Annotated in this window: 10 protein-coding genes; all 10 read right to left on the bottom strand. The window is 40.2% G+C overall.

The genetic code is table 11. The annotated features are described in order from the left end of the window. Nucleotides 1-113: 113 nt before the first annotated feature. Nucleotides 114-1,898: an ABC transporter ATP-binding protein gene (locus H539_RS0116115; protein WP_026694366.1), complete on the bottom strand. Its 1,785-nt coding sequence runs from the start codon at nt 1,896-1,898 to the stop codon at nt 114-116. A gap of 12 nt (nt 1,899-1,910) precedes the next feature. Then, a complete protein-coding gene (locus H539_RS0116110) occupies nt 1,911-3,095 on the bottom strand; it encodes a nucleotidyltransferase domain-containing protein (RefSeq protein ID WP_026694365.1) in 1,185 nt (394 codons plus the stop codon). Next, complete coding sequence (locus H539_RS0116105) at nt 3,095-3,550, bottom strand: lasso peptide biosynthesis B2 protein (RefSeq protein ID WP_026694364.1); 456 nt, start codon at nt 3,548-3,550, stop codon at nt 3,095-3,097. Before H539_RS0116105 ends, H539_RS0116110 begins: the two co-directional genes overlap by 1 nt. A gap of 22 nt (nt 3,551-3,572) precedes the next feature. Beyond that, a complete protein-coding gene (locus H539_RS0116100) occupies nt 3,573-3,866 on the bottom strand; it encodes a lasso peptide biosynthesis PqqD family chaperone (RefSeq protein WP_026694363.1) in 294 nt (97 codons plus the stop codon). 3 nt (nt 3,867-3,869) lie between these two features. Further along, on the bottom strand, nt 3,870-4,793 hold the full coding sequence (locus tag H539_RS0116095) for an HPr kinase/phosphorylase (RefSeq protein WP_026694362.1): 924 nt from the start codon (nt 4,791-4,793) through the stop codon (nt 3,870-3,872). Nucleotides 4,794-4,954: 161 nt separating this feature from the next. Then, a complete protein-coding gene (locus H539_RS31625) occupies nt 4,955-5,089 on the bottom strand; it encodes a paeninodin family lasso peptide (RefSeq protein WP_155890095.1) in 135 nt (44 codons plus the stop codon). 15 nt (nt 5,090-5,104) lie between these two features. After that, nucleotides 5,105-7,048, bottom strand: a complete 1,944-nt coding sequence (locus H539_RS0116085) for a lasso peptide isopeptide bond-forming cyclase (protein WP_026694361.1) — start codon at nt 7,046-7,048, stop codon at nt 5,105-5,107. Between the two features lie 232 nt (nt 7,049-7,280). Then, nucleotides 7,281-7,844, bottom strand: a complete 564-nt coding sequence (gene hpf, locus H539_RS0116080; RefSeq protein WP_026694360.1) for a ribosome hibernation-promoting factor, HPF/YfiA family — start codon at nt 7,842-7,844, stop codon at nt 7,281-7,283. 203 nt (nt 7,845-8,047) lie between these two features. Further along, nucleotides 8,048-8,176: a hypothetical protein gene (locus H539_RS33140; protein WP_281171434.1), complete on the bottom strand. Its 129-nt coding sequence runs from the start codon at nt 8,174-8,176 to the stop codon at nt 8,048-8,050. Nucleotides 8,177-8,331: 155 nt separating this feature from the next. After that, nucleotides 8,332-13,671, bottom strand: a complete 5,340-nt coding sequence (locus H539_RS0116070) for an OmpL47-type beta-barrel domain-containing protein (RefSeq protein ID WP_051348637.1) — start codon at nt 13,669-13,671, stop codon at nt 8,332-8,334. Between the last annotated feature and the right edge of the window lie 22 nt (nt 13,672-13,693).

Below are 13,693 nucleotides of genomic sequence, written 5' to 3'. Positions count from 1 at the left end.
AATAAAGAACATTGTGAGCAAAAAAAATTTCTGTTACTATTTTATCAGTATGTCTATTAATATAGTCCTATTTTAGTTCTTTATAAAGAACATGTCAATGATGAAAAGTAAAATTATCCTAATTGTCTGAATAATAGTTCTCTGAAAACCCCTCCTTTTTCGTTGGAAAGCTGGTGATAGCCTCCTTTTTGAATGATCCTTCCGTTATCAAGCACAATCAGCTGATCGGCATTACGGATAGTTGATAGTCGATGAGCTATGATAATGATGGTTATTTTTCCTTTCATCTTTTCTAAAGCCTGCTGGATTTTGGATTCATTTTCCGAGTCTAATGCACTTGTGGCCTCATCCAGTATTAGGATGGATGGTTTTCTCAAAATGGCCCTTGCCAGTACAATCCGCTGTCTTTCCCCTCCAGAAAGCCTGATCCCTCTGTCTCCAATCAGTGTATCTAATCCTTCTGGGAGTTTCCTTATAAAGTCGGCAGCAGCTGAGAATTCCAGAGCTTCCCAAAGTGATTCCTCCTTGGCATTTGGAGCGTTCAGCAGCAGGTTTTCTCTAATCGTCGTATTAAAAAGAAATGGGTCCTGCGGCACATAACTGATCGATTTTCTCAATGAGATTAAATGCTCTTTCTCTACAGTAACGCCATCAATCGATACTTTCCCTTTCTCAGGACGGTTAAGTCCCATTAGGATGTCTACTAATGTACTCTTTCCTGCCCCCGAACGCCCAACAATTGCTGTCATACCATTCGACGGGATGTACAAGTTTATATTCTCAAGAGCTAATTTCTCTTGGTTATACTTGAAATATAGATCGCTGCACTCTATTCCTTCCTTAACGGATAATGGCTTTATGTTTTGATGATCCCCCGGATTTTGCTCCCTCTCCTCCATCCCTTCCTTCTGTAAATCTAACAACGCCTTAAAGGATGGCAGCACCGCTGCAATCTGTTCCAAGTTTGCTTGAATACCTGAAAATTTCGGCCACAGCCTTGAAAAAATAACGGTAATGATCATCAATTGTGCTGGCTGAGCTTTAAACATCTTAATAGATAAAAAAACAAAGACCGCAATTAATAAAGCAGATATGACTTGATAAATAAGCTGCGATTTAGTAGAGAGCCGGGCAAAATTAACAATATTTTTTTCAATCTTTTTATTCAAATTTAAAAACCATGCTGCATGAGTTTCTTCTAATGAATTGCTTTTAATTTCTTTTATTCCATTAAGATGGTCTGTCATCCCCGCTAAATACTCTTTGGACAGCCGAACGGATTCACTGCCCAGCGTTTGAGACTTCTTTATAAATTTCCTTGAAGTTATGATCAGGGCAATTCCAAAAAATAAGACAAGTGCCGTCATTTTAAATGATATCCACATTGCAAGGCTGACTTGTATGAAGGTAAATATGACAGAAGATAAAAATTGAAAAAATAAATTAGTGCCTCCGCTCACACGAAAAATCTCCGTTGTCATTAAGTTAATGATATCTGACCTTCTTCTTTTCAAAAAAAAGTTCCAGTTGGCATAAATTATTCGGTTATAGGTTTCTTCTTTTAAATGGCGGATAAAGCCTTGTTGGATTTTCACACTTAATATGGTTTGGTATCTTTTAAAAAAACTTTGAGCAACGATTAGCAGCACATACGCACCCAGAATTATGGTTAAACTGATGGTTTCTGGCATACCTCTAAACAGGCTGGTTAGCATGGCTATAATAGATATATCTGAAACGGGTAAATGAAAGATTCCAGTCACCCCTATCAGGGGAATCAACATGAAAATTCCGATCCCTTCAACCAGACCTATCAGGATCATAGAGATCAGATTAAAATAGATGATTTTTCCAGAGAAGATATGCAGTTTTTTTACGAAGTACAGCAGTTGTTTCACTACCTTATCCTCCTATGACCATGCATGTCTCCTAGTCTTCCTCCAAATCCATAAAAAAGGCCTTAAAGGAAAATAAAGAAGGTGCAGTTTTTTTGGTAATGGTAAGGTTCCAGCATCCGTAGGAAAGGGATGCAAAAGGCTTAACATATAGAAAATCTTTCGCTGCAGATCCATCAAAGAGAACAAATGACGCTGATGATACTTTGAGATGTGTTCTGGCACAGGATCCGTGTGCAGGTTAACTAGTCTCTCGAGATAAAATATAGACTCCTGGGCTAATGTCCTGGATTTTTTATAAGATAGGAATGATTGCCCTTCTTTGGGGACAGTGGTATTAAATAGTACAGAGGTTAGTATGATTGCCTGCCCGCCTATATGTGCATAATTGTATGAGCGTAATAGCTTTTGGAGTTCAGCCCAATTCATTTCTTGATTCACCATTTGATGAATATCCAACAGCCAGCGAAGACGAGACCATCCATGGCGGGCTCCATGTGAAACAAGAAACAAGAATAGATCCTCCCGGCCTAAAAAATAGATGGAAGATCCGGTTACCGTACTGCGCCTTTTTCTTGACCAGAGTTCATTAAAGCTCGGTTCCTTTCCAGGTCCCGGATTCAGTCTCCAATGGATTTCGAGCTTTATTCTTCGTTCTGGATGGAAATAGGTGATGTGGTGATGCCGCCATTTCCAGTCATCCAGCACGGTTTGAATATAATCGTCTTTAATAAATCCTAAATTTGCAAGAAGAGCTTCTACTTTATCAAGTGCATGCAATGGAACCAAAAAATCCAAATCACCAGAAGTGCGAAGTGAAATATCACCATATAGTTCTGCTCCCAGAACTGGCCCTTTTAAAAACAAAACTGGTATTCCAGTCTCGCTCATCACTTCATTGATCCTATTCATTTCAGCAGTTAAGCTAAGCATTTGAAAAGTATTATGTTTATAATATTGTTTTAATTCTTGAAGAACAGTTGCCGGGACTGCATCAGGACTTATTCTGTTTAAAGATGTATAAACAAATGGATAAATGCGATGATGCTTGGCTAATTCAATAAAAAGCTCCCAATCCGTGTCTTTTAGTGAGGAAATGCGAACGTCGGGCTTTTCCTGTGTATGTTGCTTGATGATTTCTAATAGCAGCAATAATTCTTTTGGTATACGTGATAAATTAAGATCGAAGTTATTATCCATCATATTCCCCTATTGTCAGTGATCTTTTTAGCAAAATGGCTGACGACGGTAAACTGCTCCATTCCTTCTGATCCCGTAACATAGATTGAACCGCTCCGCAGCCAGGCATGCGCAATCATTTGCCCGGTGTCATCCTTAGCGGTTCCAAAGTATAGCGTACTTTCAATCTTCCTTCGCTCCAGCATTTTCATAGCTGCCACAGCCTTTACTAAGCATTTGCTTTCCCAAAAAGTATACGAGCTCATTATATGAATCGCAGAGGATACTTTCTTTAAGCATTTATTGTTTGAATGGTCAGAAAAAGAAGTCTCAACCATTTGAATCCCCAGCGCAGGTGCAACTTTTGAAAATGGAAGCATTTTAAGGAATCGTGCCCATCCCAAGAAAATAAAAGATTCTATTAATAACCATTTAGTCTCTATATCTAAGAAAATAAACGTTTTTAATTTCCTCAAGCTGCATGGTCCTTTCTCTTATTCATTCTGCTTTCTCTATTAGCTTCTCCTTATATAAGTGCTCGATAAATGAATGAACTTGTTCTGTGCAATCTTCAATTTCCACATCGTACTCCTGGGTTAGACTCTTAATGATCCCGCTTATTGATATGGGAGTCTTTAATAATTCCCATATATCTCCCCCTACGTCTCCAAGGTTATAATACTTTCCATTGCTAATGCTTAGCATGACTTTTTCTCCATCCATATCACTGACAATGCTGCCTGGACATTGAGTAAATAGTGTATTTTGGTCCATGGTAAAGGTTTTAACCATCGCTTATTTCTCCCCTTTTATTGATTTAAGTATTAACGATGCTATAAAGTCTGGTGAGTATCCCTTGTTTGGCCTTTGCAGTTGAAAAATATCAAGAGTATTAATGATGTTTACTGTCATATTGAAATGCCAGTCCATTAATCCCAAAGGATAAATCAAAAAATTCCGGTAAGTATGGAGAAATAGTGTCTGTAATCTCTCTAATTTTTCCACACGCTGAAATGTCATATCCTTTTCCTCGGTTTTTACCAGCTCAATAATACCAGCAAGGGGCAGCGGGTCAGAGATGTAACTGGAAGTGACAGGTACACAGTACTTATTTTCTCTTCCAAATACCGATCGGTACTTGCTTGACTCCAATCCAAAAATGCTAAGACTTTCATCCCAGAGCTTTTGCTGCGGATATGCTGGTGTCACCAGCGGGATATGTCCATCCATTGTTACAGCGATAACATCATCACTCAACAGCTGATATCCCCTGTTTAAGAACTCTGAGGCAAGTGTGGACTTACCCGCACCTGAGTCTCCGATTATTGCATATGCCTTTCCATCAATAGCTATTGCACTTCCATGTAACGGGAGGACCTTTCTTTGAATCAAAGCTGCTCCCATACAAGTCCCTAAAAGGTATAGCCTTACCAGGTCTTCATCATACTCCCCCAAAGGAGAGACCGTTATCTTGCTTCCATCCCTGATAGAAAAAATGGCCACTTTCGGTACGTGAACCATAATGAACTCTTTTTTTATCACAAATGCGTTATTTTCACTCGATAATTCTGACCAGAGCTTTGACAGTTCCCCTATGCTGATTTCTATATCACTTGAAGTTGCCGCTTCTTCCAGAACAGGTAATTCCGGCAGAAAAATATCACTTGTCACTGATAAACCAAAAGCTTTATACAAAGTCTTTGTTTCAGTTTTCAACATTTTTTTCACTCCAATGTAAATTACATAATGTTAAAGCCCTTATACTTCGATCATGTATAAGGGCATAACATTGAATCCTGATTACCACCATCTACCTGGCTCCATATGTATAAAACCCTAGTAGACCCGTAATAGTGGGAAGTGTGAGACTTGTTACATATTTAACTCCAAGTCAACTTCGCATACGGTGTACCAGCTTCATATTTAGCGTCAAGATGGTCCATCTGTGCTGTGTGTCCCATAGTCATTTTCACATCAAGTACTTCCAGAACAGGCTTTTCCCACTGCTTTTTCATTAAGTTCACCCCCTTTCAATTAAAATGATTGATAAATCGATAAACAATTAAACTGCGCATAAGTATCCGATATTCCGGATCAGTTGCCTGTTCGGGCTTAGGTCCTTTTTTTGCCTTGGCTAATGCTGTTTCCAGCACTGAGGTATTCAGGTATTCTTTTACTCTTTTATCTGATACAAGCCGGCTTAACTCATTAATAAAAGTTTGCCAGTGCGGCATCATCCGATGAACCCAGTCTGCACCTTGGACTCCGCGGACCCGCTGGTTTAACCTGACTTTATCGGGCAAATGGTTTTTGGTTGCTCTACGAATAAGAGAACGATCAAGACCATTTTTTACAAATTGTCCCTCGGGCAGCGACAAACAAAACTGGATTACATTTAAGTCATTAGTTGGGTCCCGTTCCCATAGTGAATATCGTAATGATAATTTTGTTGCGGCTGTATTTGAAGCATTCCAATGAAATACATCTTCAAAATGTCTCCTTCTTTGATCGTAAACATTAGATGTAGCAAACCAGCCGTCTTGATCAATTCCAAACTTCTCTATTTTTTTATAAACACCCGTTCTACTTGAAAAATCAGGATTTATCAACGTCGGAAATTTATAGGTGTCATTAGATGAAGAAAACCGTTCAATAAATGGAAAAGCCAATTTTGCTAGAACTGGAATTCTCCTGAGTCTGGCACCCCTTACATTTTTACTGAATTGATTCAGCTCATAGTAAAGATTGAATAATCTGAACTTTTTTAAAAGGAGTGCGTAATAATCTAGTGCTGGCCCCCACGAAATACTAAAGTTTCCTCTCGCACCATTGAGCAGGATGCCAATTCCATCTTCATGAGCTTTTCTAAATATCCCATTTAACCAGAAGGAGTTTTCAAAAAACTTATATGGCATCTCCATTACTTCAAGAAAATCATCTATTTCCGAATAGGAATCCGTATTCTCAAAGTCTAAATAGTGATCTTTGATTCCTTTTCCTATATGCTGAACAGTGGAAGTAATAAAGGGACGTTCATCAGGTATCAGGTTTTTCGGTGTGTAATCTACAAAATCCTTTGGCGGAATATAGCTGTAAGTATGTAATTTTTTATTGGCTCCTCTCAGGTCTTTTACAGCAAAACTCACAACCGAACCTGAATCGAGCCCGCCGCTTAAGTGAGAACCTACTTTACGAAAGGTGCGCAAACGTGATTTTACAGATTTCTGAAACACATCTTGAAATGCTTCTACATACTCTTCATCCGACTTTAACTTTAGCTTCTTATCTGGGTATACATGACAATATCTAACCAGATTTATTTCACCTTTCATGATGGATAGGCTGTGCGATGGAGGCACTTGTTTTATTCCCAGGTATGGGGTTATAGATGAGTCTGCCGTGTCAATCACACCAGATATGGCCAAATATTCAGCAAGCCATTGTTCATCCAGGCCTTTTTTTATAAAATCGAGTTCGAACAATGGGTTTATGACTGTACAAAAAGCAAATCGTTTTTGATCATTGAAATAATAAAGAGTCCTGCTTCCCGAAAAATCCCTGGCTCCAAATATTTTTTGTTTTCTCTCATCCCATATAAAAAAGGCAAAATCACCAACCAAATGCTTAGGACAATCCTCCCCCCACTTCTCATAAGCAAGCAGGATCAGTTGGCTGTCAGGCATTCCTTCTCTATGTATTTTATTAACTGGCAATTTATCAAAGAGTTCGTCTCTATTATCTATAATCGCATCCGCAGTTATGGCCAGTCGTTTTTCTGGATGATAAAACGGCAGCTGTTCCCCGACAGATTCCGGTGTGATCCATTGTGCGTGGCAGCCAAGGAAGACATGATCCTTTTGCCATACCCGAATATCATCAGAGGGAAACTGACTTAAACCGTGCATTAATCTCACGCCATCCTCTGGTTTGACTGGTTCGCGATTAAAATTCATGATTCCGGTAATTGCACTCATTGGGATCCTCCCGCGCTGCTTAATAGATAGATTTTCTTAATGTTAGTTCGTTTTGTTCTTTATAAAGAACATCTTAATGATAAGATATCACCCGGCACTACGTAATGTCAACATGATTCCGTCCTCAGCACTATATTTTTATAGGACAAAAGATGGAAGGATTAGACATGTTTCAACATGAAGAGAGCCTGATTCATTATGAATCAGGCTCTCTGTCATACTTTCAATCTATTTAACTAGGCTCAATCAGCCCATATCTTCCATCATTACGTTTATATACAACATTCGTCACGTTGGTCTCCGCATTTGTAAAGACAAAAAAGCTGTGGCCCAGCATGTTCATCTGAAGGATCGCTTCCTCGCTATCCATTGGCTTCAAGTCGAAGCGCTTGTTGCGGACAACCTCAAGCTCATTGTCCTCCTCGACATCTACGATGGCTGCACTTGCCTCGGCATCAGCGGCGCTTGCGAACAGCTGGTTGATGCTGCCCTTTTCGCGGAACTTGCGGTTCACCTTTGTTTTATGCTTTCGGATCTGGCGCTCTAATTTATCGGATATCAGGTCGATGGCTGCATACATGTCAGGGTTGAATTCCTCTGCGCGGAGGACGAGGTCTGACATGGGGATGGTCACCTCAACCTTGGTATTTTTATCGTTATACACCTTTAAATTTACATTTACATTTGAATCGGGAGTATCATTAAAATATCTCTCTAACTTTCCAATCTTTTTCTCTACATAGTCACGCAAAGCTTGAGTTACTTCAATGTTTTCACCACGAACGTTATAATTCATCGATGAATTCCTCCTTTATTAAGGGTATATCTATACTTTCTACGGTACCCTTTACAAATCCTTCATAAACGCATAAAGAATTTTGTCGAAATGAAAAGATTTTTGTCTTGAAAATTCTTTATGAGGGTTTAACCCATTATAAGCTATTCGGCTGTAAAAGATAACTGATTTTTCTGTTAATGTCGAATTTTTATTTGGAACCTTTACAGTGGGTTAAAAAAGGAACATATCATGTTTAAAAACAATCCCCCTCTTCCTGGTAAATCTTTTGCAGCTTCTGGTCGTCCCCATCCTGCAATCAAGTGTAATGAAGTGTACCTGATATCAGCCATTATTACCCCTCCTTTACTTCAAAATTCAAATTCCGCACTCAGCCGAACTATAACGCAAGCCTTCCCCTGCTATCAGTAATAATTTCGTATGTCGTTTTTGCCATCACTATAAAAAATCCCTCAAGCAGTGCTTGAGGGATCTTATCCATTTTTGCTTATTTTTGAACAGTGACAGTAGTCGTTCCAATCACTAAATATCCATTCACCTCACTGCGCAGTTCAAGGGTAACATTAGTAGCAGCCCAGTTAAAGTCGGAGCGTTCAAATTTAAATTGGCCGTTTCTGGCCTGATTGTAATAACCATTATTACTGTTTAAAGCCTTAACGTTATTTAATGTGGTCTTGTTGAGCTCAAACTCGCCTGCAATCACGGCCGGCAGCTCTGCCCTCACTGTAAAGATCCCTTTATTGCCCTTAATTACTTTTGGTGTGACTTCGATAGAAGCCGGTATATAAACCGTGATCAGCTTTTTAACTGTAGTAACATTTCCTGCTAGGTCAGTGGCCCATATAGTAACCAAATAATTCCCCGGCTTATCCCAAACGATCTCTGAGCCATTGCTTACATTCTTTTCAGACGGTTCTCCCGGGGCAAGTATCAACGCTTTTTGTTCATTTATCCCGGAAAGTGTGTCTTCTGATGAAAAGTCAAGTTTCATTTTGCTGCCCAATTTATAGTACTCAGTCAGGTTTGTATGAATAACTGGAGCTGATTTATCAAGCTTTACCTCAATTGTTTGTACTTCTTCTTTATTTCCAGCACGGTCCACTGAATAATAGGAAACTTTATTGATCCCCTCTTTTTCAATGGTGAATGAACTTCCCTCACTATATCCCGATCCATTAATAGAGTAATACGTTTTACTTGTTCCGCTTGCCTGGTCTAGTGGGACCAGCACTATTTTCGTATCATCTTTAACCCATGATTGGGGTGCATTGTCTCCTGTAACCGGCGCTGTTTTATCAAGCATTACCTGAATGGTATGTGTATCTTCTCGGTTTCCGGCCTGGTCAACGGAGTAGTAGGAAATGGTATTCATTCCTTCCTGCTGCACGGTAAAAGTATTTCCTTTCATATATTCAGAACCGTTGACAGAGTAAAGTGTTTTTGCTGGACCGCTTTCCTCGTCACTTGCCTCTAATACTACGTTCACATCCTCATTCACCCAGCCTGAAGGAACGGATGTGGTTGTTGCAGGTGCTGTTTTATCTATTTTTACTTCACTGCTTTTAACCTCTTCCTTATTTCCCGCGTTGTCGATTGAATAATAGGCAATACGGTTAATTCCCTCTTGATTAAGAGTAAAAGAAGAACCTTCTTTATAGTCAGACCCGTTTATAGAGTAGTAGGTTTTTGAAACTCCACTTAACTCATCTTCTGCTGACAGCTTAACGGCTGCTTCCTGAACCCATCCTTTAGGCGCACTAAGCTCAGTACTAGGCGCGGCTGTATCCATCTTTATAGTAATAGATTGGCTTTCTTCTTTATTTCCCGCACTATCAACAGAATAGTAATCTACTTTATTTACTCCCTGTGTTGAAATAGTTAACGAATTTCCCTCTTTATAGTCGGATCCATTAATAGAATAGTAGGTTGCCTTTACCCCGCTTTGCTCATCTTCAGCGGTCATGTTTATTTCGGCTTCCTTGTTGACCCACCCTTCAGGTACTGAAACTCTAGTTAGAGGTGCTTTTTTATCTATTCTTACCACAGCGGTTTGTACTTCCTCTTTATTTCCTGCACCATCTACTGTGTAAAAAGAAATGTGGTTTATACCCTCTTGTTCAACAGTTACCTCATTCCCTTCTTTAAATTCAGAACCATTAAGGGAAAAATAGGTTTTCTCTGCTCCACTATTTTCATCTGATGCTGTAAGAGCTACCAGTGTATTGGTGTTAACCCATTCCTGTGGTGCATCGGAGGTGGTTTTTGGCGCCGTTTTATCTATTTTGACATACACAGTTTTTGTTTTTTCAACATTGCCGGCTTGATCCACTGAATAGAAAGATAGCTTTGTACTCCCTTCCTTTTCCACAGAAACAGATGTCCCTTCTGTAAAAGCACCGTCATTCACTGAATAATACGTGTGGGCGACTCCGGTCTCATTGTCGTCTCCTGTTAAGCTGACAAGCTGGCCCTCTTTTGTCCAATTCGGGCTCACATTACTAGTTGTTACTGGTGCTTCTGTATCAACAATCAGTTTTGCCATAACACTGTTTGAAGGGATGGATTCCCCGAAAGAATTACTGTAAGACGTGATGACATATTCGTGATTAGCGTAACTTAAGTTTTGAAGTGAATAAGAAAGATTATTCACATTTTTAACGATCAATTCCGTCTTCCCATCTTTAACCTCGTAGATATTGTATCCATTAGCATAGGCTACAAAGTTCCAGCTCAGCCTTGCACTGTCGGCCCCCGTAACTGCAGCAGAGGCATTTGGTGCCTGCATAACCGGGTAGACGATGGTTTCAGTCATTTCATTAGACGAAACCGACTCACCGAATCTTGTATTATAGGCTGTCACAATGAATGAATGGGTATCTTCCGTTAAGTTATACACCTTGTATGTCAGTGCCGTTCCTTTATAGAGGAGCTCCCTTGTTCCTCCATTAAGCCTATAAACTCTATATTCATTCGCCCAGTTAACTGCCTTCCACGTAAGCGTAATATTATTAGCATTAACTACCGTTCCCTGTAAATCCGGAGCCGGTACGGTCGGCCAGATAAGATTGAAGCTTATGGCTGATGCAATCGGTGATTCGCCGAACCTGTCACTGTAGGAAGTAATCTCATAGCTATAATTTCCTTCAGGCATATTAACAAATGTGTAAGCTGTGCCTGTTACCGTTTTAACTAATTTTCTCTCTCCGTCTGTCAGCTGATAGATTTTATATCCAGCTGCATATGAAGATGCATTCCATCGCAAGACAATATCGTTTCCATTTGCGATCGAATAGGCTGGATTTCCCGGTGCCTGCATGGTCGGGAACACCAGCTGAAAATATAACGGGTTGCTGTCGTCTGACTCTCCAAAACGGTCACTGTATGATGTAACTATGTACTGATAGTCTCCCTCCGGCATATTTGTAAATGATACCGAAGTTCCAGTTACCGTTTTCTTTAATATCTTTTCACCGTTTACAACTTGGTAGATCTTATAGTTGACTGCATATGCGGATGTGTTCCATCTTAATGTAATGTCGTTTCCGTTTGTTATGGTCTTTGTAAGGTTTGCCGGGGCAGCCATCACTGGATATGCCATATTAACAGCCGTTTCTGCCCCCTGAGGCGATTCGCCCAGCAGTGATGAAACAGAGGTAACATAGAACTGCAGGTTCCCTTCAGATACATTACTTAAAAACGCACTTGTACCTGTAACAGTTGCTTTCCAGACCTTTTCTCCGTCAACAACCTGATATACCTTGTAGCTTGAAGCATACTGCGCCCCCGTCCATCTAAAGGTAATATCATTTCCATTTGATATTGTATAAGATAGATTGGTTGGAGCAGACATGGTCTGGCCATTTAGGTTGACCTCGACAGATGTACCTTTAGATTCCCCAAAACGGGAAGAGTAGGATGTTACTTCATAATTGTAGGTTCCAGGCAGCATATTAATATAGCTAATACTTGTACCTGTTACTGTACTTTTTAACGTTTTTTGCCCGTTAACAATTTGATAGACTCTATAATTTGCTGCATAGTCAGCAGGCTTCCAGCTTAAAGAGAAATCTGTAGCGTTCTTGATGGTCTGTGTAACTTCTGATGGAGGCTGCATAACTGGCAGCTCCAAGGAAGTGGATACGGCTGCTCCCTCAGGTGATTCTCCAAATCTTGTATTGAATGCAGTAACCTCATATTTATACTCCCCTGCTGGCATATTGGTAAATGTAACTGAGGCGCCAGTAGGACTGCTTTTTAATACCCTTTGTCCATTAACAATTTGATACACCTTATAATTAGTAGTATTTGGTACAGCATCCCAGCTTAAAATGATGTCATTTCCGTTTTGAATTTTATAAGCAAGGCTGTTTGGAATCCCCATAATATATGGATCTATGGTTACGGAAACTGAGCTGCCTGTTTCTGATTCCCCGAACTTTGTGCTGTAAGAGCTTACCGCATATTCATAGCTGCCGGCCGGGATGTTCGAATAGGTAACAGTGGTACCGGACACAGTACTCTTTAATACTTTTTCCCCATCCACTACCTGATATATTTTATAGCCCGTTGCATTAACAGCCGGTGACCAGGTTAGAACGATATCATTTATATTTTGAAGCTTATAGGCCGCATTTTCTGGTGCAGCCATTATGACCTGACTAATGGAAGCAGTGACACTTGATCCTTGGGAAGTTCCAAAACGGTCGCTGTAGGCATAGACTTTATAGGTGTAATCCCCGGCAGGCATATTTGTAAAAGTAACAGTTGTGCCCGTTTGCGTCTTAACCAGTTCTTCTCCATTATCCGTCACCTGGTAAACTTTATATCCTGTGGCATTCGCAGCTGCAGACCAACTAAGAACAATGTCATTATTATTTTGTATCTTGGAGGTTAAGTTTGAGGGCGGTGTCAGTGTAATTGCACCTACCGTTATATTAATAATACCCGCATCTACAGACTGTCCAAATCGATCGCTGAAAGAATATACTTTATAGGCATAATCACCAGCGGGCTGATTGGTTAATTTCACGCTTGTGTTTGTAACTGTATTGATTAAAACATCTTCTCCATTTACTGTCTGATATACCTTATAGCCGCTGGCATAGCTTGCTGGCTGCCAGCTAAGAGTTACATCATTTCCATTTGTGATTGAAAAAGTTGGATTTCCCGGCTTCGCCATCTTCGGATAAACCAAATTTACATCCACCAATGCTGATAAATCCGATGTTCCATAAAGATTATTTACGGCCCTAACCCCATATTTGAATTGTCCTTCAGGAGAATTCGATATGGTATAGGTGCTTGAAGGGGCTGACACGGTTTTGACCAATGTCTCCTCTCCGGTTTCTGATAACTGGTATACATTATAGTTCTGCGCATACTGGACAGCATTCCAGCTTAGTACAATGTCATTTCCATTCTTGATGACAGAAGCCGGGTTTAGCGGTGCCTGCATCTTTGGATAGGAAATTGTATTGCTTACAGGTGCACATGGTCCCGATTCACCATCAGAACTCAATGTAGAGACCACATATTGATGTGTTCCTTCTGCCAGGTTAGTTAAACTATAGCTATTCGTACTGGCAGTCCCCAGTCTGATCAGCTGGCCTTCCTCAATGGCATAAATGACATATCCCGTAGCGCCATACACGGCACTCCATTGGAGCTTTCCGTCACTCGGTGTTGATTGAGAGTAGACAAGATTGCTCGGTGGAAGCAATGTCCCGCTTTCTGCCGCAAGAACGTTTCCAATAGGTACGATAAATTGATACACAAGTATCAGCACCGCTAAAAACAATGAAGTTTTTTTAAGTGACCTTCTCATCATAATTTCCCGCCTTTTCTTTTGT

This window comes from Peribacillus kribbensis DSM 17871, from assembly GCF_000430765.1.
GTDB classification, from domain to species: Bacteria; Bacillota; Bacilli; order Bacillales; family DSM-1321; genus Paraperibacillus; species Paraperibacillus kribbensis.
Note: the sequence above shows the minus strand (reverse complement) of the source record. Positions and strands in the feature narration are given on the sequence as shown.

What these genes read in the sequence shown, in the direction of transcription:
- H539_RS0116110 (WP_026694365.1), bottom strand. Translation starts at nt 3,095, where the DNA reads ATGGATAATAACTTCGATCTTAATTTATCACGTATACCAAAAGAATTA.
- H539_RS0116100 (WP_026694363.1), bottom strand. Translation starts at nt 3,866, where the DNA reads ATGGTTAAAACCTTTACCATGGACCAAAATACACTATTTACTCAATGT.
- H539_RS0116095 (WP_026694362.1), bottom strand. Translation starts at nt 4,793, where the DNA reads ATGTTGAAAACTGAAACAAAGACTTTGTATAAAGCTTTTGGTTTATCA.
- H539_RS31625 (WP_155890095.1), bottom strand. Translation starts at nt 5,089, where the DNA reads ATGAAAAAGCAGTGGGAAAAGCCTGTTCTGGAAGTACTTGATGTGAAA.
- H539_RS0116085 (WP_026694361.1), bottom strand. Translation starts at nt 7,048, where the DNA reads ATGAGTGCAATTACCGGAATCATGAATTTTAATCGCGAACCAGTCAAA.
- hpf (WP_026694360.1), bottom strand. Translation starts at nt 7,844, where the DNA reads ATGAATTATAACGTTCGTGGTGAAAACATTGAAGTAACTCAAGCTTTG.
- H539_RS33140 (WP_281171434.1), bottom strand. Translation starts at nt 8,176, where the DNA reads ATGGCTGATATCAGGTACACTTCATTACACTTGATTGCAGGATGGGGA.
- H539_RS0116070 (WP_051348637.1), bottom strand. Translation starts at nt 13,671, where the DNA reads ATGATGAGAAGGTCACTTAAAAAAACTTCATTGTTTTTAGCGGTGCTG.